The sequence below is a fragment of the Anaerococcus sp. HMSC075B03 genome, assembly GCF_001815585.1.
Lineage (GTDB): Bacteria > Bacillota > Clostridia > Tissierellales > Peptoniphilaceae > Anaerococcus > Anaerococcus vaginalis.
Genome location: NZ_KV821164.1, coordinates 84,268 through 106,743, shown reverse-complemented (window position 1 = coordinate 106,743; position 22,476 = coordinate 84,268). Strand labels below are relative to the sequence as shown.

General features: G+C 29.0%; 17 protein-coding genes, 1 pseudogene and 1 riboswitch. Of the genes and pseudogenes, 11 read left to right on the top strand and 7 right to left on the bottom strand.

The features are described 5' to 3' along the window. Nucleotides 1–11 precede the first annotated feature (11 nt). Nucleotides 12–725, top strand: coding sequence for a GntR family transcriptional regulator (locus HMPREF3045_RS01245; RefSeq protein WP_070736812.1), 714 nt, complete (start codon nt 12–14; stop codon nt 723–725). A 149-nt stretch (nt 726–874) separates the two neighbouring features. After that, nucleotides 875–1,501, top strand: a complete 627-nt coding sequence (locus HMPREF3045_RS01240) for a PepSY domain-containing protein (RefSeq protein ID WP_070736811.1) — start codon at nt 875–877, stop codon at nt 1,499–1,501. Nucleotides 1,502–1,943: 442 nt separating this feature from the next. On the opposite strand, the gene HMPREF3045_RS01235 is transcribed toward HMPREF3045_RS01240, so the two are convergent. From HMPREF3045_RS01235 to HMPREF3045_RS01215, 5 genes and pseudogenes are all read right to left on the bottom strand, one after another. Beyond that, the gene (locus HMPREF3045_RS01235) at nt 1,944–2,153 is read right to left on the bottom strand and encodes a DUF3784 domain-containing protein (protein WP_070736810.1); all 210 of its coding nucleotides are present in this window, start codon (nt 2,151–2,153) and stop codon (nt 1,944–1,946) included. 9 nt (nt 2,154–2,162) lie between these two features. Beyond that, the gene (locus tag HMPREF3045_RS01230) at nt 2,163–2,711 is read right to left on the bottom strand and encodes a folate family ECF transporter S component (RefSeq protein WP_039920617.1); all 549 of its coding nucleotides are present in this window, start codon (nt 2,709–2,711) and stop codon (nt 2,163–2,165) included. 40 nt (nt 2,712–2,751) lie between these two features. Continuing rightward, nucleotides 2,752–2,832, bottom strand: a riboswitch (THF riboswitch). 54 nt (nt 2,833–2,886) lie between these two features. Then, nucleotides 2,887–3,779, bottom strand: a pseudogene (locus HMPREF3045_RS01225) (2-keto-3-deoxygluconate permease). A gap of 112 nt (nt 3,780–3,891) precedes the next feature. Then, the gene (locus HMPREF3045_RS01220; RefSeq protein WP_070736809.1) at nt 3,892–4,152 is read right to left on the bottom strand and encodes a prevent-host-death protein; all 261 of its coding nucleotides are present in this window, start codon (nt 4,150–4,152) and stop codon (nt 3,892–3,894) included. A 152-nt stretch (nt 4,153–4,304) separates the two neighbouring features. Then, on the bottom strand, nt 4,305–4,991 hold the full coding sequence (locus HMPREF3045_RS01215; RefSeq protein ID WP_070736808.1) for a GntR family transcriptional regulator: 687 nt from the start codon (nt 4,989–4,991) through the stop codon (nt 4,305–4,307). Nucleotides 4,992–5,537: 546 nt separating this feature from the next. Between HMPREF3045_RS01215 and thrS the strand changes: the two genes are divergently transcribed. The 4 genes from thrS (at nt 5,538) to HMPREF3045_RS01195 (ending at nt 15,818) form a co-directional block, all read left to right on the top strand. Further along, nucleotides 5,538–7,463 (top strand): threonine--tRNA ligase, encoded by a 1,926-nt coding sequence (gene thrS, locus HMPREF3045_RS01210; protein WP_070736807.1) that lies wholly within the window; start codon nt 5,538–5,540, stop codon nt 7,461–7,463. A 134-nt stretch (nt 7,464–7,597) separates the two neighbouring features. Beyond that, on the top strand, nt 7,598–8,776 hold the full coding sequence (locus HMPREF3045_RS01205; protein ID WP_070736806.1) for a carboxylate--amine ligase: 1,179 nt from the start codon (nt 7,598–7,600) through the stop codon (nt 8,774–8,776). 55 nt (nt 8,777–8,831) lie between these two features. Next, nucleotides 8,832–10,187: an MATE family efflux transporter gene (locus tag HMPREF3045_RS01200; protein WP_070736805.1), complete on the top strand. Its 1,356-nt coding sequence runs from the start codon at nt 8,832–8,834 to the stop codon at nt 10,185–10,187. A gap of 183 nt (nt 10,188–10,370) precedes the next feature. Next, the gene (locus HMPREF3045_RS01195) at nt 10,371–15,818 is read left to right on the top strand and encodes an endo-alpha-N-acetylgalactosaminidase family protein (protein WP_070736804.1); all 5,448 of its coding nucleotides are present in this window, start codon (nt 10,371–10,373) and stop codon (nt 15,816–15,818) included. Between the two features lie 25 nt (nt 15,819–15,843). Here the strand turns inward: HMPREF3045_RS01195 and HMPREF3045_RS01190 are convergent, their stop codons facing one another. After that, complete coding sequence (locus tag HMPREF3045_RS01190) at nt 15,844–16,695, bottom strand: hypothetical protein (RefSeq protein ID WP_070736803.1); 852 nt, start codon at nt 16,693–16,695, stop codon at nt 15,844–15,846. Between the two features lie 61 nt (nt 16,696–16,756). On the opposite strand from HMPREF3045_RS01190, the gene HMPREF3045_RS01185 reads away from it, so the two are divergent. Then, nucleotides 16,757–17,407, top strand: coding sequence for a hypothetical protein (locus HMPREF3045_RS01185; protein ID WP_070736802.1), 651 nt, complete (start codon nt 16,757–16,759; stop codon nt 17,405–17,407). Between the two features lie 67 nt (nt 17,408–17,474). Here the strand turns inward: HMPREF3045_RS01185 and HMPREF3045_RS01180 are convergent, their stop codons facing one another. Beyond that, entirely contained in the window at nt 17,475–18,749 is a 1,275-nt protein-coding gene (locus HMPREF3045_RS01180; protein WP_070736801.1) for a glucose-6-phosphate isomerase, read from the bottom strand. 369 nt (nt 18,750–19,118) lie between these two features. On the opposite strand from HMPREF3045_RS01180, the gene rbr reads away from it, so the two are divergent. The 4 genes from rbr (at nt 19,119) to nagB (ending at nt 22,458) form a co-directional block, all read left to right on the top strand. Beyond that, nucleotides 19,119–19,712 carry a rubrerythrin gene (gene rbr, locus HMPREF3045_RS01175; RefSeq protein WP_070736800.1) on the top strand — a complete coding sequence of 198 codons (594 nt, stop codon included), beginning with the start codon at nt 19,119–19,121 and terminating at the stop codon, nt 19,710–19,712. A 273-nt stretch (nt 19,713–19,985) separates the two neighbouring features. Beyond that, the gene (locus HMPREF3045_RS01170; protein WP_070736799.1) at nt 19,986–20,255 is read left to right on the top strand and encodes an ACT domain-containing protein; all 270 of its coding nucleotides are present in this window, start codon (nt 19,986–19,988) and stop codon (nt 20,253–20,255) included. A gap of 1 nt (nt 20,256) precedes the next feature. Continuing rightward, nucleotides 20,257–21,612, top strand: coding sequence for a PFL family protein (locus tag HMPREF3045_RS01165; protein WP_070641953.1), 1,356 nt, complete (start codon nt 20,257–20,259; stop codon nt 21,610–21,612). Nucleotides 21,613–21,735: 123 nt separating this feature from the next. Continuing rightward, nucleotides 21,736–22,458, top strand: coding sequence for a glucosamine-6-phosphate deaminase (gene nagB / locus HMPREF3045_RS01160; RefSeq protein WP_004839514.1), 723 nt, complete (start codon nt 21,736–21,738; stop codon nt 22,456–22,458). Nucleotides 22,459–22,476: the final 18 nt, after the last annotated feature.

Sequence of the window (22,476 nt, the reverse complement as noted above, 5' to 3'; positions counted from 1 at the left end):
AATAAAAAATTATGTCAGCTCTTTACTCAAAACTCATAGATGAGTTGATCACAAAAATTTCCTTTATGGAAAAAGGAGACAAGCTCCCATCAGAAAGGCAACTTTGTAAAGACTACAATGTATCAAGAACAACTGTAAGAAATGCAGTTGGCTCTTTGGTAAATTCTGGCATGCTTTATCAAATTCAAGGAAAAGGAACTTTTGTTAGAGAACAAAATAGGCAAAATCTTTCAAATTATTATTCTTTTACTGAACAAACAAAAAGAAATGGCAAAAAGCCAAAATCAATTGTTATAAATTTTGAAATAAAAGAAGCAAATAGCGAGCTAAAAAAATTGTTAAAATTGGAAAAAGATGACAAGATAATTCAATTTGATAGGCTTAGGCTTGCTGATGACATAGCAATGATGTATGAAACAACAATTATTCCTTACAAGAGATTTTCAAAAATAAATAAACAATTATTATCAAAAAAAGCCCTTTATGATATATTTGATGAATTATTTAATACAAAAATCTACCAAGTTAAGGAAAGTTTTTCAGTGTCAAGCGTAGAAAATGAAAAGGCAAAAGCTTTAAATATTAAAAGCCAGAGTCCTTGTTTAAAAATTCAAAGAGAAAGTTTTGATATAGAAAATATAATGATAGAATATACAATTTCTTATGCGAGAGCAGATAAATTCTATTATGAAACATCTTATAATCCCCAATCATTAATTAAGTAGGTCAAAATGACCTGCTTTTTTATTTTGTAAAATATAAATCAATAAAATAGAAAAACAAATAAATATTATTAAAAAAATATCAAAACTTGTTTAATTTTTTAAAAGCAGTATATTAAGACTGTATAAATTTTAAAATATGGAGGAAAAAAATGAAATTTAATAAAAATTTAAAATATGGAGCATCTGCTCTTGCCCTTGCTCTTTTACTTTCAGCTTGTTCTGGAGAAAATGCAAAAAATGCAAAGGAAGATGCAAAAGATGCTGTAAGCAATACAAAAGCAGCAGTTTCAGAAGAAGTAAATTCAGTTAAAGACAAGGCTGAAGACAAAAAAGATGAGATGACAACAGGAATTGAAGATAAAGAATTTAAAATATCACTTGATGATGCTGTTAAAAAATTTAAAGAAGAATTTAAGGCAGAGGAAATAGAAGTTTCATCTCTTGAATTTGATGAAGATAATGGAAAATATGCTTATGACATCAAAGGATTTAATGGAAATGATGAATATGAAGCAAAAATAGATGCTGATAGCGGAGAAATTTTGTCAAAAGAACAAGACAAAGAAGATGATTCTAGTGATAAAAAAGCTATCGACTTTACAAAAATAAAAGATGCAAAAGAAGCTATTAAAAAAGCTCTTGAAAACAACAAAGGATTTGTAAAATCCTATGAATTAGATGTAAATGATGAAGGAAAAACTATTTACGAAATCGACGTTGTTGGCGGAGACGATGTAGAACTTGACGCTGAAACTTTGGATATAATTCAAAAATAATTGTTGAAAATTAAAAAAAATTTGATTTTAAATGCTTAGCTTGTATAATGAAAGTGTATAGAAGTTAACAAGTTATATGCATTTAAAAAGACAGGAATTGCAGTTCCTGTCTTTTTTTGTGGTTTAATGTTTTGCTTTATTCTTAAATTCAAACCACATTTTAATGCAATCGTAAATTACATTTGCAAATAAATTAAGAATAATAGTTGTTAACAAGTCTTCTATATGCATTTTACTCACCTCCTTTTTAAATTATGGAGATGTTAGCAAAACATCATTTATATTTTATCACAAGAATTATTTAAAAAATAGGAAATTTTAAAATGGATTTTTTGATTTTAACTTGTATAATGAAAGTGTAAAGAAACTAATGTATAAGATGCATAAAAAAAGACAGGAATTGCATTTCCTGTCTTTTTTGCTTTAATCTTTGCATAAATTTCTATAAACTTAGGAATAATATAAAGAAACTTATTCCTAATATTAATTCAATCAATCCTACTTTTTTTGCATAATTTTCATCTTTTAATCCGTTTTTATAATCTTTTTCAAAGTTATTTATAAAATTATATTTTTTCTTAAAATAAATATTGAATCCAAAAAATATAAAGGCAATTGCCAATATCAAACTTATTATTTTAAATAATTTCATAAATTTCTCCTAGTAAGGAGCATTTTCTGGTTGTGCTCCCAATTTTTTTATCTCTATTCGTAAAATTTTTGCAAGTTTTGGCAAAATTATTAACAAAACTATGGTGTGAAATACGAAATTTATTGCCATCGTCGGAACTCTCATTGCAAATTGTGCCATAAATGGATTGCCAGTAAGTTGGCTAGTCCAAAGGGTATTTAAAAATAAACTTGTTATAAGAGAGTTTAAAATCGTAGCAAATACGATATTTTTTCTTGTGATTTCTTTTCTATAAAAAAAGAAAGTATAGATTAGGGCTGTGGCAATTTTTGTTGTAACAAAGGGTAAATAAAATCCTCCAGCCGTTGGGAAAATTAAATTCGAAATTACATCAATAATTATTGATGCAAAAACAGCAAGTGATGGATTAAAAATCGAGCACATAGCTGACGTTACAATAAAACCTAGTCCAACTTTTTGACTTACTGTAGTTATAGAAAAAAATCTTGAAACTACAATGGATAATGCCATAAAAAATGATAGCAAAATCAAAGTTCTGATGTTCTTTAAATTTTTCATTTTTTCCTCCTATTTGGTAGTCTGCCATCATAGGAAATGATGTAGCGGATGCAGGTTAAAATCTTTCGTCTAGAAACAACATCCCATTTTCTAGCACTTAACGCCTTAACCCTACTCTACCTATTTTATTTTTCTATATAATTATATCACTTAAAAATTTAAATAGAAATTATCTTTAATTTTCATTATCACACATAAGTTTATTTGCAAATTTTCCCATAATAAAAGGAGTAAAAAAACTTGTAAGTAAAACACCAAGAGCGATTTGAGCCGTTGCAGTTTGAGAAATAGCTGAAAGACTTTGGTCTCTATTAGCCAAAATTTCTGGAACAGAAGTTGAAAGACCAGCAATAGATGAAATTCCTATACTTGTTATACCATTCTCCTTTAAAATTTTTCTTTCATAGAAAAATAATATAGGCAAAGTTAAAATATAAAATAAAATACTTATAAAAATCCCTTGAAAACTAGCCTTGAAAGCGCTAATTAAATTTATACCAGAACCAAAAGACCAACCCATAAAAGGAGTCAAAATATTAATAGCAGGATAAAAAAATTCAGCCATTTGACGGTCAAAATTTCCAATAATTATACCAAAAATCAAAGGAATTAAAATCGAAATAAGAGGAGTCCAATCAATTACAGAACTTTTTGAAATTGAAAAAATCAAAATAGGAAAAGCGGGCATACACAAAATTTCTGCAAGAGAAAAAGCTGCAATATCATCCTTATCCCCATAATCATAAGAAAGAGCAAGATATAAAGCTGGATTTAAAGAACAAATACAAGTGATAAAAGCAAGAGCAGAAATTCCAAAAATTCCATCAAGTCCAAAAAATTTAACAAATAAAATTCCAAAAATCAGAGAAATAATGAATTTTAATAAAAGGATAGAGCCTTGTTTTCTGATGATGTTTTTCAAATTTTTCAAATCAAGAGAAGTTGCCGACAAAAAACAAATCAAACCGAGAATATAATTTATCCCCTTTTTTGTAAAAAAAGTCCCAGAAACTGTACCAACATTAAAAAATTTGGAAAAAAAGTATAAAAAATTGCAGAAATCAACATAGGAATAAGCAAAAGCCCTCCTGGGATTTTTTTCATAAATTTTAACATAAAAACTCCTTTTATCATTATAAAAAAAGAATTTTCCTAAAATTTTAAGAAAATTCTAATTTTTTTAATTATTTTCAATATCAAGTTTTAATTGAATATTGTATTCGTCTTTGATTTTTTCAATTAGTCTTTGAGCAAGATCCTCAATATTTTCATCAGGAAAAATTTCCTCTTTTTTAACTTCCCTGTAAGGAAGGACAATATATTTAATCTTGTTATTTTTCAAAATTACAGCAGAACCTTTTTTGTCAGCAAGCCTTGCAATTTTTGAAAAATTTTTGTTAGCAGTGGATATAGAAACTAAATTGTCGCCATTAATTTTCATACAAGCCTCCTATCCTATTTATAGCCATTTTACAAAAATTTAAAACAAAAATAAGAAAAGGCAATATGTAAAATTGAAAATTTCATGTTACTTTAAAACATAAATCCAATAAAAATTAAATCATATCAATTAATTAAAATGAAACAAATAATTTAGAACAACTCCTCATCTTCATCATTTGAAAAATCAATATCTTCAAGACTTGACATAGTAGTTGCCCAGTTTTTTTCAACAGCCTTTAAAGCCTTATCCAAATCTCTTTTTTTCAAAAATTTGATAATTTCTGCGTGTTCATCAAAACTTGACATCTTGTGGCTATCATCCTCAAAAAAATAAATATCCACCCTAGAAACTTTTCTTTTTAAACCATCAAGCAAAGATTCAATTTCTTTGTTTTGTGCAAGATCAATAATTTCTTTGTGAAAAGCTTGGTCTAATTCTAAAATTTTTATATGATTTTTTTTGTCTTGAACTTTTTTAATATTTTCATTAATATATTCAAGATTTTCTATAATTTCATCATTAACATTTGAAAATCCAAGCTCCAAAGCAAGCTTTTCTAAACTAGAAATTATAGGATAAATATTTAAAGTTTCATCAACATCGATAGGAGCAACCATTGTCCATCTGTTTGCCTTTGACAAAATAAGCCCCTCATCTTCAAGCCTTAAAATAGCCTCTCTAACAGGAGTTCTAGAAATCCCCAAGGCCTCAGACAATTCATTTATGCGAATTTTTGATTTAGGTTTTAATTCGCCAGAAATGATTTTTTTTGAAATAAGGTCATAGGCTTCATCTTTTATAAATTTTCTTTTAATTGGAGAAGGTGTAAAATCCATAATAATTCCTTTCTTATTTCTTATAAGTATTATATCACATATTAGAAAATTTTAACAATTTTCTCTAGATTTTTAAATAAAAATTCATAGGCAAGTAAAAATCATTTTGCTTTTATTGAAAAAATCTGAAAAAATTTTTAAAAGAATTTAAAAATAAAATTTTTTAAAAATAAATTTGCAAAAAAATATTTTGCTAGTAACATAGATTTATAAGAAAAAATAGATAGATGACGGGAAGAGTAAGGATTTTACTTTTTTTACAGAGAAAAAGTGTTTGCTGAGAGCTTTTGATCAAGTTTATCCCCAAGACCACCCCTGATATTTTCGCTAATACGAAAGGCATGACCTGCCTTAAAACATTAATGAGTATAAATTAAGGTGGAACCACGACACATCGTCCTTTGGGATGGTGTGTCTTTTTTATTTTAAAATTTTTAAATTCTATCTTAATAAATTTATTTAATGGTTGTGCTTTATTTGAAATTTGTTACTAAATCTTTCTGAAATTTAAGAAAGTGTGGATAAAAATTTTTAAGGAGTGAGAAAATGATAAAAATTAAATTACCTGATGAAAGTGTAAAAGAATATGAAAAAGGTGTAAGTGTTGGAGATGTTACAAAAGATATTTCTGAAGGATTATTCAGGTCAGCTTTGGGCGCTGTAGTTAATGGAAAAGTTATGGGCTATGCTGAACCTATTAATGAAGACTCTGATTTTAAGGTTATAAAATTTGAAGACAAAGAAGGAAAAGAAATTTTTTGGCATACAACAAGTCATTTGATGGCTGCTGCTATTAAAGAGATTTGGCCTGATGCAAAATTTGCGATTGGACCTGCAATTGAAAGCGGATTTTATTATGATATAGATCTTGAACACAGATTTGTTCCAGAAGATCTTCCAAAAATTGAAGAAAAAATGAAAGAAATTGCCAAAAAAGATTTGAAAATGGTAAGAAAAGAAATTTCAAGAAATGAGGCTTTGGAATATTTCAAAAAAGAAAACCAAGAATACAAGGTTGAATTAATTGAAGATCTTCCAGAAGATGAAATTATTACTCTTTATGAAATGGGCGATAATGTATTTGTTGACCTTTGTAAAGGACCTCATCTTCTTTCAACAAAATCAATCAAGGCAATCAAATTAAATTCTATAGCTGGTGCTTATTGGAGAGGCGATTCTGATAGAAAAATGCTTCAAAGAATTTATGGTATAAGTTTTGAAAAGAAAAAACAATTAGATGAATATATTGAGCTTCAAGAAGAAGCTAAAAGACGTGACCACAGAAAAATTGGTAAAGAAATGAATCTATTCTCTTTCCACGATGAAGCTCCAGGATTCCCATTCTTTAAAGAAAATGGAATGATTTTAAGACATGAGCTTTTAAATTGGTGGACAGATGTTTTAGCTGAAAATGGTTACGGCGAAATCCAAACTCCACTTATTATGAATGAAGAATTGTGGCACAGATCAGGCCACTGGGATCATTACAAAGAAAATATGTATTTTACAAAAATTGACGGGGAAAATTATGCAGTAAAACCAATGAACTGCCCTGGATCAGTTTTAGTTTATGGAGAAGAACCACATTCATACAGAGATCTTCCAATTAGACTTGCAGAATACGGCCAAGTTCACAGACACGAATTATCAGGAGCCCTTCACGGACTTTTCAGAGTAAGAACATTTACTCAAGATGATGCTCACGTTTATTGTTTGCCAAGTCAAGTAAAAGATGAAGTATTTAAAATGATTGACCTTGCTGATCTTTTATATTCAACATTTGGTTTTAAATATAAAATAGAATTATCAACAAGACCAGATGATTTTATGGGGAAAATTGAAGAATGGGATTTTGCAGAAAAAGCCCTAGAAGATGCTTTGATTGAAAGAGGAATTGATTATACAATAAATCCAAAAGACGGAGCATTTTATGGACCAAAAATTGACTTCCACTTGGAAGATGCAGCAAAAAGAACATGGCAATGTGGAACAATCCAACTAGATTTCCAATTACCACAAAACTTTGACCTAACATATATAGACGAAAACGGCGAAAAGAAAAGACCAGTAATGCTTCACAGAGCCCTTCTTGGATCAATAGAAAGATTTATTGGTTCAGTAACAGAACAATTTGCAGGAAGATTCCCACTTTGGATTAATCCAAAACAAGTTGAAATAATTCCAGTATCAGATAAATTTGCAGATTTCGCAGACGATTTGGCTAAAAAAATCAAAAAAGCAGGCTACAGAGTAGAAGTTGACCACAGAAGTGAGGGAGTAGGATATAAGATAAGACAAGCTCAACTTATGAGAACAAACTACATGCTAGTAGTAGGCGAAAATGAAGAAAATTCTGGAAAATTAACAGTAAGAAATAGAGACGGAGAAGAAACAAAAGACGTATCTTTCGAAGAATTTATTGAAAAATTAGATGAAGAAAGAGATAACAAATCTTTAGAGTCAATATTTTAAATAGATATTTTAGAAGATTAGGGTTATAATTTAATCATTGGATTTAAGTCTAATGACGATTATTTCCCTTATTTTCTTTGTATATTAAATAGAATATTTTAAAACTTTATGATTTAGGAGGTTTTTTATTAATAATGGAAAAATTTAATGCTTTAATCTTGGGAACAGATTCTAATTCTTACTCCGTAGCAAGAAGTTTCTATGAGGCTTTTTCAAAAAAAGCTATTGTAGCTGGTAGTGCAGTATTAGTACCTTTTGTCGATTCAAAGATTGCTGATATTAATACAAAAAAGAATTTTTCAACAGATGATGATGTTTTTGTAAAACTTTTAAATAAGATAGGTAAGAAACACAAGGATGAAAAATTAGTTTTTTTTGTACCAACTGAAGAATATATGTCAATGCTTTTAAAAAACATAGACAGATTAGAATTTGATTTTGAAATTCCTTATCCTAACAAAGAAATGGGAGAAAAACTTATAGAAAAATCAAATTTTTATAAGTTATTAGATAAAAACAATATCCTTTATCCAAAAACTCAACTAATAAATAAGGATAATTTGGCTCAGTTGGATCTTGATGGCGACCTTTTTGTAAAAGCCGATGATTATTCACAATTTTTGGGTTTAGATCTTAAAGAAAAGAAAAAAGGATATAAATTAGAATCGAAACAAGAGGCAATAGATGTTTTAAAAGAAATATTTGAAAAAGGCTACGATCATAATATGATAGTCCAAGAATATATAAATGGAGTAGATGGAAGCGAATATTCCCTCAATGGATATAGGGCTAATGATGGAAAAGTTTCAATGACCTTAGCTAGAAATCTATTATCAGATCATAGAGATATGTGGGTTGGCAATCATCTTGTTCAAATCGACTATGAAGATGAAGAATTTTATGAAATTGCAAAAAAAATAGTTGAAAAAATAGATTATTATGGTTTATTTAACCTTGACTTCAAAAAAGATTCTAAGACAGGAAAGATTTATTGTTTGGAAATGAATGTCAGACAAGGTAGAACTTTCTACTATACAAATCTTTCAGGTGTAAATTTAATAGAGCTTGCTATAAAAGATAAGGTATTTGGCGAATCTTATGAAAAAAGACCAGACAAAAAATTTATGCTAAAAGCCTTGTCAGATAGCTTTATAAGAGAAAATATTAATAAAGACTTGCTTGACGATTTTAAAGAAAGATTAAGTTTTTCCCAAAATCCATTAATAAATGATCAAGATGATTCGAGAAAAAGAAGAAAAACAGTAGAAAAAAGTATAATAAGAAGAGAAAAGCAAATTGAAAATGAAGAATAAATAGCGGCTTTTGCCGTTATTTTTTCTGTTTTTTTGTTTAAAGAAAGGAGTTTTGATGGCAGAAGTAAAATCAGAAAAACTTGGGAAAATGCCTGAGGGAAAATTGTTGTTTGAAATGAGTCTTCCAATTATAATATCCATGCTTGTTCAAGCGATTTATAATATTGTCGATTCAATTTTTGTAGCTAGATTATCAGAAAAAGCTCTTACGGCTGTAACAATTTCTTTCCCGATTCAAAATATAATTATAGCCTTTAGTGTTGGCTTATCCATTGGTGTTTCGGCGCTTTTGTCTAGGTATTTGGGAATGAAAAATGAAAAAAAGGCCAGTAGCGTTGCGGTTCACGGTATAATTCTTGCAGGCTTGCTATCTTTGATTTTTGTTATGGTAGCAATATTTTTTGTTGAACCTTTTATAAAAATGCAGACAGATGATCCGACAATTATCTCATACGGAATTGATTATCTTAAAATAGTTTGCTCATTATCCCTGGGGGTATTTTTCCAAATATTTTTTGAAAAACTTCTCCAATCAACAGGACTTACAGTTTATACTATGGTAACCCAAGTTATTGGGGCGGTTATAAATATAATTTTAGATCCCATTTTTATCTTTGGACTTTTTGGATTTCCAAGACTTGAGGTAAAAGGTGCTGCCATTGCAACAGTTACTGGGCAAATTTTGGGAGCTTTGATAGGACTTTTATTAAATTTAGTAAAAAATAAGGAAGTAAAATTAACTTTCAAAGGATTTTCAATGTCCCATTTAATTTTTAAAGAAATTTTTTCAATAGGACTTCCGGCAGCTTTGATGAATGCAATCACATCCTTTGCAACATTTTTTATAAATACAATACTTGCAGGCTTTGGCCAATCAGCAATAGCTGTTTATGGGGTACTGTTTAAACTACAAAGTTTTGAATTTATGCCAGTTTTGGGCATATCAAACGCTATAGTTCCAATAATTTCTTACAATTTTGGGGCGGGAAACAAAGAGAGAATAAAAAAATCAATAGAATTATCAATCACGTGGGCAACCCTTATGATAATTTTTGGCATGATAATATTTATGGTATTTCCAGAGACAATTTTAAATTTATTTTCAGCCACAGATAGAATGAAAGAAATAGGAATACCAATGATTAGAATTGTTGCGATTTCATATTTGCCAGTAGGTTTTTCCATAGTATGCGCATCAATTTTTCAATCCCTATCAAGTGCAGGCATAGCACTTTTTGAGCCATTTTTGAGACAATTTATAATTTTATTGCCATTGATGTATCTTATTGGAGAAAAAACTGGAGATATTGATAAAATCTGGTATTCATTTATAATAGCAGAATTTTTGGCAGGCCTATATTGCGCATATTTTTTAAGACGCGATTATAAAGAAAAAATTGAAATTTTATAATAAATTATTTTTTACCAGACTTATGTTCTTAGGTCTGGTTTTTTTATTTTAAAATTTTTAATATTAAGAATATTTACAACTAGGAAAATGTTTTGACAACTTTGAGCAAATAGTGTATTATAAACTTGAAATGGTAATTACCAAAACATATATTGAAAACGATTTATAACAGGGAGAAGATTTATGAAGTCAAAAAACCATGCAAAAAATAAATTGCCTAAAAAAATACTAGCTTGCGCGATAAGTTTATCTGTGCTTACTATTGCGTCAAATGAGGCTTTTGCATCTGAAGAAAAACCTACAAATGAACTTGTTGAAAAAGAAAATTTTGAAAAAAATGATAAAAATGAAACTGAATTAAAAAATGACCAAATAAATAATGATGTTTCTAAAGAAGATGAAAACAAAAAAGCTTTAGAAAATGAAAATAATAAAGAAGTTGAAAAAGAAAAAACAAATTCTTTTGAAAATAATGAAAAGCCTAAATTAGAAGAAAACAAAAATGATTTGCCTAAAAAATCTCCAGCAAAAGAGAATGAACAAAAGGAAGTTATAGAATGGAATAAGGCTTCAAAAGAAGGAGAGGTTGAAGAAACTATAGTGGATAATACTCGCTATAATAATTTAAAATCAACTCAAAAAAATGATAATGGTCAAAATACTGCAAATTTTAAAAAAGAAGGCGTTGAATCAAATCCTTCTGGTAATACAAATGTAAATGTTGATTTTATAGATAATTCTAATGAAAACCAATCTAGATTTGGAGTGTTTTTATATCACAAAGATAATTCAAATAATATTTTCGTAGGCTATGATAGAGCAGGCTGGTTTTGGGAATATAAATTAAATGGAAAAGGCGATTATTATGGCGGAAAAAGAGTAGAAGCTCCTAAAAAAGGAGAGAGAAATTCTCTTTCAATTTCTATCAAAAGTGATGGTCAATTAAATGCAACTAATAATGGTAATGCTGTTTTTGATACAAAAGTTATTCCAAAAGAAATATTTGATGCTTTAATTAATAATAGGTCAGTATTATTAAAATTGGGTTCTTATGGAAATGAAACAACAAATATTTTAGTAAAAACTGACAATCAAGAAAATATTAAAGCTCAAGAAAAACCAATCGAAAAGGCAGATGAGGCTGATAATTCTAAGGCTGTTTATGACACCATAGAATCAAAAGAGATGAAAGCCACAATTGATACCTTATTTCCAAGAGTAAAAGAATATTCATATAAGGGAAAAACATTTAAGGCAAATGTAAATTTCACTGATACTCTAAATATAAATGGAATAAAAGTAAAACCAGATGTAAAATATGAAAAAATTTCAGCAAATGAGGCAAAATATACTCTAACAATAAAAGATGATGCAAATTATATAAATGCAATTCTTGATGTTAGAATGAAAATTCTAGATAATCAATTACATTTTAATATTGTAAATATAGTAAATAATAACAATATTAAAGGCGGTTCAATAATTGATAATCCAAAAAAATTGATAACTACGATTGATTTTAAAGATAATTTTTTAGCATCTGTTTCAAGCAGTGAAGAAAATGCAAAATTTGATGGGGCAAGAATGAGTGTAAATACTCATCAAAAAGGCGATGACCATATTGATGTTACAAATCCTATGGGAAAAATAGAAAACAAGGGTTATATGTATGGCTTTGTTTCTAATAAAAATATTTCAGCAGGAGTTTGGTCAAATTCACAATTTAATTATGGCGGTGGAGCAAATGATTACACTAGACTTACTGTAAACAAAAAAACTTATGGAAAAGAAAATTTTGTGGGAATTGGCTCATCAGCTTTTCTTTATCAATTAGCTCACAAAAATGAAGATGGAACTTATAAAGTTTATGATGAGAGAACTTGGATAAAACCTGAAGCTAAAGTTATATTAGCAGATGATTTAAATAATGATGGTAAAGTAGATTGGCAAGATGGAGCTATTGCATATAGAAATATAATGAACAATCCAAAAGGATCTGAATATGTAAAAGATTTGATCGGACAAAGAATAGCAATGAATTTTGGTTCCCAAGCTCAAAATCCATTCTTGGCAACTCTTGATGGAATTAAAAAAGTTTATCTAAACACAGATGGACTTGGACAAATGGTTTTATTAAAAGGATATGGCTCAGAAGGACATGATTCTGGTCACTTAAATTATGCAGATATAGGAAAAAGAATTGGTGGTGCAGAAGACTTTGTAAAATTATTAGAATTAGCAAAAAAATATGGAGCAAGAATAGGAATCCATGTAAATGCATCAGAAACTTATCCTGAAAGTAAATATTTTACACCAGATAGACTAAGAAAAGATGAAAATGGTAATTTTAAATATGGATGGAATTGGCTAGACCAAGGAATAAATATAGATGCGTCATACGATTTGGCAAATGGTAGATATAATAGATTCAAAGACTTATATGATATAGTTGGAGATAAATTAGATTTTGTTTATGTAGACGTTTGGGGCAATGGTCAATCAGGAGATAACAATGCTTGGCAAACTCATCAACTTGCAAAAGAATTAAATGATCTTGGCTGGAGAGCAGCTTTTGAGTGGGGATTTGCTGGAGAATATGATTCTACATTCCAACACTGGGCAGCAGATTTAACATACGGTGGTTATTCATTAAAAGGAATAAATTCTGATATAGTTAGATTTATTAGAAATCATCAAAAAGATTCATGGGTAGGAAATTATCCTAAATATGGTGGAGCAGCAGTAAATCCATTGCTTGGTGGCTATGACATGATTGATTTTGAAGGCTGGCAAGGAAGAAATGATTGGGATGGATTTATTAAAAATATTTTCAAAACAAATCTTCCAACCAAATTTATCCAACATTACAAGGTGTATGAATGGAAAAATGGAAATCCAGTAAATATGTCTGACAATGGACAAAGTTATAAGTGGACTCCAGAAATGGAAATCAAATTAAGAAATGAAAAAGAAAATGGCAAATATGATGAGCTTATAATAACTAGAAAATCAAATGATGTAAATAATCCTTTGTACAAACAAAGAAAAATGACTTTAAACGGAAAAGTTGTGTTTGATGAAGGAAAATATTTGATTCCATGGACTCAAAACGGCGTTGAAAAACTCTACCATTTTAATCCACAAGCTGGAAAAACTACATGGGAAGTTTTAGATGGTTGGAGCGGAAAAGTTTACGTATATGAACTTACAGATTTAGGAAAAACTAACGAGAAAATAGTAGAAATAGTAGATGGGAAATTAGAACTTGATGCAAAAGCAAATACAGCTTATGTAATCTACAAAGAAAAACAAGAAAAAGAAAATGTGAAATTTTCTGAAGGCATGGGAATTGAAGATGTAGGATTTAATTCAAAATCACTTGAACATTGGGATATAAAAGGAGATAAAAAATCCGCTGATGTATTCTTATCACAAGGTGCAAATCCAATGCTTAGAATAAATGATAATAAAGAAGAAGTAAGCCTTACACAAAAAATCACTGGACTAAAGAAAAATACTAAATACGCAATATATGTAGGAGTAGATAACAGATCAGATGCTAAGGCTTATTTGGAAATAAAATCTAATGGAAAAACTTATTCTAACTATACAGAAAAATCAATAGCAAAAAATTATGTAAAAGCTAACGCCCACAATACATGGCAAAAATCTGCAACTGTTGATAACACATCTTATTTCCAAAATATGTATGTTTATTTTACAACTGGAGATAATCCAGAAGATGTAACAATAACATTAAAAAGAGAAAAAGGCGAAGGAGCAACTTATTTTGATGACTTGAGAGTTTTTGAAAATAAGTCACAAATGTATGAAAATAGTCACGATATTGGCGATGGAGAATTTTTCCAAAACTTTGAGCAAGTTGGACAAGGTATTTTCCCATTTGTAATAGGAAATGTTGAAGGAGTAGAAGATAATAGAACTCATCTTTCTGAAAAACACGATCCATACACACAAAAAGGATGGAATGGAAAAGTTATAAATGATGTAATAGAAGGAAATTGGTCCTTAAAAACAAATGGACTTACAGGAAGAAATGCCCTAGTTTATCAAACAATTCCACAAAATTATAGGTTTGAAGAAGGAAAAACTTACCAAGTTGTATTTGATTACGAAGCAGGTAGCGATGGGACTTATGCATTTGTAATAGGAGAAGGCGAATATACAAATCCATCAAATTTAAAAGTATATCATTTGCCAAAAACTTGGGAAGATGGAAATGATAAAAGTACAAAGAGAGTTAAATTTTTGGTAGAAGGAGCAAAAGGAAGATGGATTGGAATTTTGTCAACAACAAAAGCAGCTGATCTTCAAAAAACTTCAGGCTCAGTATCAGATTTTAGATCTTACAAAGATTTTGTTTTAGATAATCTTTTGATAAAACAAGTAGAAGTTACATCAAAAATATTAAAAGAAAATTTCTTGGAAAGTTTTGCTCCACAAAAAGATTTATCAAAATATAATGAAGAATCAGTTAAAGATTACCAAGATGCTCTTGCAAAGGTAATATTGGCAGATGAAAATATGAAACCAGAAGATATGCAAAAATTGATAGATGATGTATATCAAAAACAATCCGAATTAGAGGCTGTAAAAGATTCAATAGGCCTTGAAGATATAGAAAGTCTTGATGCAGTTGCACAAGCTGGCGAAGAATTGGAAAAAGCCTTTGACAAAAACACATCTACCACATGGCATTCTCCTTGGTATGATAATTCAATTGGAAAAAGTGCAACAGTAGAATTAAAACAAGCAACTTTGATAAAAGATTTTATATACATTCCAAGACAAAGTGGACATAATGGAATAATAAAATCAGGAAAACTTGAAATAATTGACGATAAGGGAAATTCTACAATTATAGAATTTAAAAATTTTGCAAAAGATGCAAAAGCAAAAAAAGTAGAATTTGAAAAGCCAATAAATGCCAAAAAAATCATAATCACACCAACTGAAACTTATGGAGATAATAATAACGTATTTTTATCAGCAGCAGAATTTATTTTCTCACTTCAAGATATAGGACAAGGACACGAAAAAATTGACTATGATAAATTAAAAGAGATTATAGATTCAGTAGATGATGAAAATTTAGATTCATTAAAAGAAAATTTTGAATTTATAAGAGAAAATGATTTGATAAGCAAAGATTCATACGAAAAAATCTTGGAATCTGTAGAAAAATACGAAAAACTGAAAAAAGCACAAGAAGATGCAATAAAAGAGCTAAATGATGCAGGAATAAAAGAAGATTTGTATTTGGAAAAAATAAGAAAGGCAAAATCAATAGAGGAAGTAGAAAAAATAAAAGAAGAATTACTAAAATTAAATGAACAAAAACCAGACGAACAAACTCCTCAAAATCCATCAAATCCTCAAAATCCAGATGATTCATCAAATCCAAAAGATTCATCAAAAAATCCTAAAGAAAAAAATAATTCTAATAAGGATGATGACAATAAAGCTCAAAGAAAATCTAAAAAAACTATTAAAAACGAATACAGCAAACAATCAAATAATGTAAAAACAGGAGTAGCAAGTTCTACAGGAGCAATACTAGCATTATTAGGTTCAGCTGTTGGTCTATTTAAAAGTAAAAAAAGAAAATAATTAAATAAAATAAGGGCGAATGCCCTTATTTTTTGTTTTTATGGATTCCCAAAAATATATAATCTAAAAAACCTAATCTTATTTGATAAAAAATAAGAGATAGGAAAAATACTACAAGTCCTGTTGATATTTGTAGCAGTGGACTTGTCAGGTTTAGGAAGGAATTTAGGATTATTTTTGTAAAGGGGAATAGGTATAGTAGTCCGCTCAAAAAATATTTTTCAAAATTCACTTCGTAAATATTTGTTTTTAGTATTAAATAAATTATCAAAACTGCTGAAATGTGAAAGCCTATAAAAATTTTATATTTGTCTATGGCAAGGATTTCTATAAAAAATATCAATAGGGTTATTATATAAAGGTACTTATTTACTTCTTTTGCTGGAAGAATTCTTGCAAAGGAGAAATAAATAAAAATATAAAATAAGTATTTTTGATATTTTTCGATAGCTTGTAAATATTTTGTGTTATATATAAGTAAAAATAAAATTAGACTTATTATTCCAACTGCCATGGAAAAATAGGAGCCAAATATTTTAGTTGAGCATCTTTCTATAATATATAAAAAGAAAATTCCTAGTAAAATTCTGTAATTTTTATTAATTATAGTCAAAAAATTTTTTCTTACTACATTTATGTTGTAAATATCTACTTTATCTAATAAAATAAGTATAAGGCTTAGTGTCAAAAGGGGAATAAAAAAATAAAATACTTTTTTATCCTTTTGATTTGAAAAGATTACTGAAAAATATGCGCAAATATACAAAAAATATATTTGTGTAAAGGTTATTTTATTTGTAAATAAGGGTAAGTATATTGTAATTAAGGTAAAAATAATTGCTATAAGATCTGCTATTATTATTTTTTGTTTTTTCATAGTATCACCACTATGATTATATAATAATATCGGCTTAAAAGAAAATTATTTAGGGGAAATTATGACAAGGAAAAAAAGAAGTGAGGCTTTTTTGGAAAAAAGCCAGACAAACAGACAACACACAAATAAATACAATAATAAAAAAATCCAAGATAAGAGGAGAAATAGAAAAAAAAGAAAACAAAGGGATAGATTAATCAAGCTCTTACTTGTTTTTATAATTTTAATGATACCATTGTTTTTATATCAAAAATTTATAAATACGCCTCAAAGGACTATAAAAAGAGCTGTTTCTTCAATTAAGAATTTGGATTATGAAAAACAAGAAAAATATTTTGATAAGATTACCAATGTAGAGGACATTTTGAAAAAATCTTATTCATCTGATAAAAAAGAACAAGAAGAATTTTTGAAGGCGAACTTTGCCAATTTAAAAGTAGATGTAAAAGGCAAAAAAAAGACAAAAGATGGATTGGAAGTTGAGGTTGATGTAACAAATATTTCCTATGTCGATGTATACGATAATTTAAAAAATAAAGACACCAACGTACATGCAACTTATATAAAAAATTTATCCAATGATAAGCAAAACAAACTAACGATAAGGGCAAAACTTCTTCTAGAAAAGAAATTTACCTATTACAAAATTTACGAATCAAGAGATTTTGTAAATGGACTTTTGGGTGGAGCATTGAAATATTCTGATAAATAATAATATAAAAAGCTGTAGATTACTACAGCTTTTTTTGTAAAACACATTATAAAATTTTTAAATTTTTTTAATATCCTGGTTTTCCTAATAATTTGAACATTTGAGATTTATATTCTTCAACTCCTGGTTGATTAAATGGATTTACTCCTAGCATATATCCACTTACCCCAACAACTATTTCAAAGAAATAGAATAATTCTCCCAAACTTTCAGCTGAAACATCATCAAGTGTCAATAAAATATTTGGAACATTTCCCTTAACGTGGGCAATTATAGTTCCTTCCATTGCTTTTTCATTTACAAAAGACATTTTTTTGCCAGCAAGATAATTTAAACCATCAAGATTTTCTTCATCTTCCATAATAGTAAGGTCCTTATTGGCATTTTGAACTTTCAAAACAGTTTCAAATAAATTTCTCTTGCCTTCTTGAATCATCTGTCCAACAGAGTGAAGATCAGTTGTATTATTTACAGAAACTGGGAAAATTCCCTTTCCATCTTTTCCTTCACTTTCAGCAAATAATTGCTTCCACCATTCAGAAACATATTTCAATTTTGGCTCATAATTTACCAAAACTTCAAGGTCTTTGCCATCTTCATTTAACATATTTCTAATAGCCGCATATTGAATAGCCTTATTATCTTCAAAAGAATCTACAGTATAATTTTCAATTCCTTTTTTAAATCCAGCGACAAATTTATCAATGTCAATTCCGGCAACACACAAAGGCAAAAGGCCAACCGCAGAAATTACAGAAAATCTTCCCCCAATATCATCAGGAACTACAAAAGTTTCATAGCCTTCCTTATTAGCCAAATCTTTCAAAGCTCCCTTTTGCCTATCAGTTGTAACAAATATCCTTTCTTTAGCCTCTTCTTTTCCATATTTTTCTTCCAAAAGCTCCTTAACAAATCTAAAGGCAATAGCAGGTTCAGTAGTAGTACCTGATTTTGAAATTACATTAATAGAAAATTCTTTTTCCTTTAAATAATCAAGAAGTTCATGCAAATATTCCCCAGAAATTTGATGACCTGCATAAATTAATTCAGTCTTATCATTTTTAGGAAAATATCCTTTCATAGCATAGTCAACAGCCTTAGTACCAAGATAAGATCCGCCTATACCAATAGTTACCAAACAATCAGAATTGTTTTGGATTTTTTTGCTAGCTACTTTAATTCTTTCATATTCTTCCATATCTAGGTTATTTGGCCTATCAATCCAACCCAAAAAGTCATTGCCTTCTCCGTCTTTGTTCATTAAAGAAGAAAAAGCATTAAGACTTTTTTCCTTATAAGAATTGAGATTTGATAAGTCGACATTATTAAAATCAATTTTCATTACAAATCCTCCTTTGGATAAATTATACCCAAAAAGGAATAATATGGGAAATTTATTTTGCTAATATAGTTAATAAATAAAGTAATTAATTAAATAAAATTAAAAAGCAAAAAATTATAAAACTAAAAGCTTACCTTTAATCCTTAACTAGTTAAATATAATTTTATAATTAGCTTAAAAAATATTTTAAAATCTAAATAAGTCAAAACTTTAAAAGTAAGAAAACATTTCTAAATTGATAATGATAATAAAAATCACTATTTAGAATGATTAAAACTTTAGAATCATTCTTGACAAATTTAAATAAAAAGATATACTATAAAGTGTAAAGACGAAACGGTAAAAAATACGTAGAAAGGAAGTACATATATGCCAGAATTAAAAGGAACAAAAACAGCTAGCAATTTAATTACATCATTTGCAGGTGAATCTCAAGCAACAATGAGATACACAATAGCAGCTAAAATTGCTAAAAAAGAAGGATATGTTCAAATCAAAGAAATTTTTGAAGAAACAGCAAGAAACGAACAAGAACACGCTAAAGTATTCTATAAATATTTAAAAGAAGAATTTAAATTAGATGCAATCGAATTAAATCCAGAATATACAGCATTCCCAGTTGTATATCATGATACATTAACAAATCTTGAAGGTGCAATCGGCGGAGAAAATGAAGAAGCTGAAGATATGTATCCATCATTTGCAGAAGTTGCAAGAGAAGAAGGATTTGAAGAAATCGCAAGAAGCTGGGAACAAATCGCAAAAGTTGAAGCAGCTCACAGAGATAGATACCAAAAATTACATGATAATATAGAAAATGGAAAAGTATTTGAAAAAGAAGAAACAGTTAAATGGAAATGTTTAAACTGTGGATATATCTACGAAGGCAAAAAAGCTCCAAAACTTTGTCCAGCTTGTAAACATCCACAAGAATACTTTGAAGTTGCAAACTTTAACTATTAATAAGTAAAAAATAATAACGAAAATATAAAAAAAAACAAAAATTAGAATCTTTCAAAAAAAGTCCTGCATAAAGCAGGATTTTTTTTGTCCGAAATTATCTTATTTTAAATTTTGTTTTGATAAATTCTAAAAAATTTTAAAATGCAGATTAAAATTTCTTAGATTTTATTATTAGTCCTTATTTTTTTGAAATTATTTTCAAAAATTATAAATAAATTTCAATATTTTCGCTAATGTGCTAAAATATTTGTAAGAAAATAAAAGGAGATTTTTATGAAAGCAATTTTAACCATAATTGGAAACGACAAACCTGGGATAGTTTATAAGGTAAGCGAGTTACTTTATAAATATAATATGAATATTTTAGATTTTAACCAAACTATAATGGAGAAAAATTTTGTGGGAATCATTAACGTTGATTTGACTAATGCTAATGAATCTTTTGAAAAAATAAAGGATGATTTGACAAAATTGGGCGAAGAAATTGGTCTTGAACTAAGACTTCAAAATGAAGATCTTTTTGATAAGATGGCAAGGATTTAATATGGATACAAAGCAAATTATTGAAACTATAAAAATGCTCGACCAAGAACACCTTGATATTAGAACCATAACCATGGGCATATCCCTTCTTGATTGTGCAGATAGTGATTATAAAAAATCATGCCAAAAAATTTATGACAAGATGATGAAAGAAACTGAAAATTTCATCAAAACCACAAAACTTGCCCAAGAAATTTATGGAGTTCCTATAATTAATAATAGGATTTCTGTAACTCCAATTTCTCTTGTTGCAGCAAGCTCAAAAATTGATGATTATACGCCTTATGCTGAAGTTTTGGACAAGGTTGCTAAGGAAGTTGGAGTTGATTTTATTGGGGGATTTTCTGCCCTTGTTCACAAATCTATGACAAAATCTGACGAAATTTTGATAAATTCCATTCCTCATGCCTTATCTACAACTGATTATGTTTGTTCATCTGTAAATGTTGGTTCAACAAGATCTGGAATTAATCTTGATGCGGTAAAACTTTTGGGAGAAAAAATCAAAGAATTGGCGAAATTAACCAAGGACCAAGATTCACTTGGCTGTGCAAAATTTGTTGCCTTTGCAAATGCGGTCGAAGACAATCCTTTTATGGCAGGCTCTTTTCTTGGAGTAGGCGAAGGCGATACAGTTATAAACGTAGGAGTTTCAGGTCCTGGCGTTGTAAAATCTGCCCTTGAAAAAGATAGGGGAAAACCAATCAACGAGGTTTACGAAACAATCAAGAAAACTGCTTTCAAAATCACAAGAATGGGAGATTTGATAGGTCGTGATGTTGCAAAAAGACTTGGAAAAGAATTTGGAATTTTGGATTTATCACTTGCCCCAACTCCAGCAATTGGCGATAGCGTTGGAAGAATTTTAGAAGAAATTGGAATTGAAAATGTTGGAGGACACGGAACAACAGCTGCCCTTGCTATGTTAAATGATGCAGTTAAAAAAGGTGGACTTATGGCATCATCATCAGTCGGAGGACTTTCTGGAGCATTTATTCCAGTAAGCGAAGATGAAGGCATGATAAAAGCTGCCCAAGCTGGACATTTGACTTTTGACAAACTAGAAGCTATGACATCAGTTTGTTCTGTTGGTCTTGATATGATTGCAATTGCCGGTGATACACCAGCATCAACAATTTCTGCTATGATTTTGGATGAAGCATCCATAGGAGTTATAAATCAAAAAACAACAGCCGTAAGAGTTATACCGGTTTATGGCAAGAAAAAAGGAGAATTTGCAGAATTTGGTGGACTTTTGGGCTATGCGCCAATTATGGAAATAAATAATTCAAGTGCAGAAAAATTTGTAAATAGGGGAGGAAGAATCCCCGCTCCAGTCCATTCATTTAAAAATTAGAACAAGGAAAAATCTTTTAAAAATCTAAAAGTCCAGTAAAATACTAATATCAAAACTTAGGCAATATATATTTTATCCAATGCCTAAGAGCAAAAATAGCATAAAAAATAAAAAGGAGCAAAAATGAAAGTAATAGTTTCAGAATCATACGAAGAATTATCACAAAAAGCAGCCGATCTTTTTATAAGCATTTTGCAAGAAAAACCTCAATCAAAATTAGGACTTGCAACAGGCTCATCCCCAATCGGATTATATAAAAACCTAATAAAAGCCCAAAAAGAAGGAGAAATTTCCTTTCATTGGGCAAAAACAATAAATTTAGACGAATACGTAGGAATTAGTCCACAAAACGAACAATCCTACCAATATTTTATGAATGAAAATTTATTTAACCACGTAAATATTAAAAAAGAAAATACCCACCTACCAAAAGCAGACACAAACGATGAAAAATACGCAGAAGAATACAATAAATTATTAGACGATTTTGGAACAAGAGATTTGCAAGTTCTAGGCCTTGGACCAAATGGTCACCTAGCTTTCAACGAACCAGGAGAATTTTTAAATAAAAGAACATCAATAGTAAAATTAGCAGATGCGACCATCGAAGCAAACTCAAGATTTTTCGAATCAAAAGATGATGTTCCAAAATACGCAATTTCAATGGGAATGGCAGATGCCTTTAATGCTAAAACCCTAATAGTTGTAGCAAGCGGAAAAAATAAAAAAGATGTAGTAAAAAAATTAATAGAAGGCAAAGAAATCTCCCCATCTTTTCCAGCATCTTTCCTATCACTTCATCCAAACTGCTACCTATTTGTAGACAAAGAGGCAATGGGAGAATAAAAAAATAAGAGGCTGTTG

Bases quoted from the DNA above. Each gene is read 5' to 3' on its own strand.
- HMPREF3045_RS01185 (WP_070736802.1), top strand. From the start codon at position 16,757: ATGACAAGGAAAAAAAGAAGTGAGGCTTTTTTGGAAAAAAGCCAGACA.
- HMPREF3045_RS01235 (WP_070736810.1), bottom strand. From the start codon at position 2,153: ATGAAATTATTTAAAATAATAAGTTTGATATTGGCAATTGCCTTTATA.
- HMPREF3045_RS01205 (WP_070736806.1), top strand. From the start codon at position 7,598: ATGGAAAAATTTAATGCTTTAATCTTGGGAACAGATTCTAATTCTTAC.
- HMPREF3045_RS01220 (WP_070736809.1), bottom strand. From the start codon at position 4,152: ATGAAAATTAATGGCGACAATTTAGTTTCTATATCCACTGCTAACAAA.
- HMPREF3045_RS01230 (WP_039920617.1), bottom strand. From the start codon at position 2,711: ATGAAAAATTTAAAGAACATCAGAACTTTGATTTTGCTATCATTTTTT.
- thrS (WP_070736807.1), top strand. From the start codon at position 5,538: ATGATAAAAATTAAATTACCTGATGAAAGTGTAAAAGAATATGAAAAA.
- HMPREF3045_RS01200 (WP_070736805.1), top strand. From the start codon at position 8,832: ATGGCAGAAGTAAAATCAGAAAAACTTGGGAAAATGCCTGAGGGAAAA.
- HMPREF3045_RS01170 (WP_070736799.1), top strand. From the start codon at position 19,986: ATGAAAGCAATTTTAACCATAATTGGAAACGACAAACCTGGGATAGTT.
- HMPREF3045_RS01195 (WP_070736804.1), top strand. From the start codon at position 10,371: ATGAAGTCAAAAAACCATGCAAAAAATAAATTGCCTAAAAAAATACTA.
- HMPREF3045_RS01180 (WP_070736801.1), bottom strand. From the start codon at position 18,749: ATGAAAATTGATTTTAATAATGTCGACTTATCAAATCTCAATTCTTAT.
- HMPREF3045_RS01240 (WP_070736811.1), top strand. From the start codon at position 875: ATGAAATTTAATAAAAATTTAAAATATGGAGCATCTGCTCTTGCCCTT.
- HMPREF3045_RS01215 (WP_070736808.1), bottom strand. From the start codon at position 4,991: ATGGATTTTACACCTTCTCCAATTAAAAGAAAATTTATAAAAGATGAA.
- HMPREF3045_RS01190 (WP_070736803.1), bottom strand. From the start codon at position 16,695: ATGAAAAAACAAAAAATAATAATAGCAGATCTTATAGCAATTATTTTT.
- HMPREF3045_RS01245 (WP_070736812.1), top strand. From the start codon at position 12: ATGTCAGCTCTTTACTCAAAACTCATAGATGAGTTGATCACAAAAATT.
- HMPREF3045_RS01165 (WP_070641953.1), top strand. From the start codon at position 20,257: ATGGATACAAAGCAAATTATTGAAACTATAAAAATGCTCGACCAAGAA.
- nagB (WP_004839514.1), top strand. From the start codon at position 21,736: ATGAAAGTAATAGTTTCAGAATCATACGAAGAATTATCACAAAAAGCA.
- rbr (WP_070736800.1), top strand. From the start codon at position 19,119: ATGCCAGAATTAAAAGGAACAAAAACAGCTAGCAATTTAATTACATCA.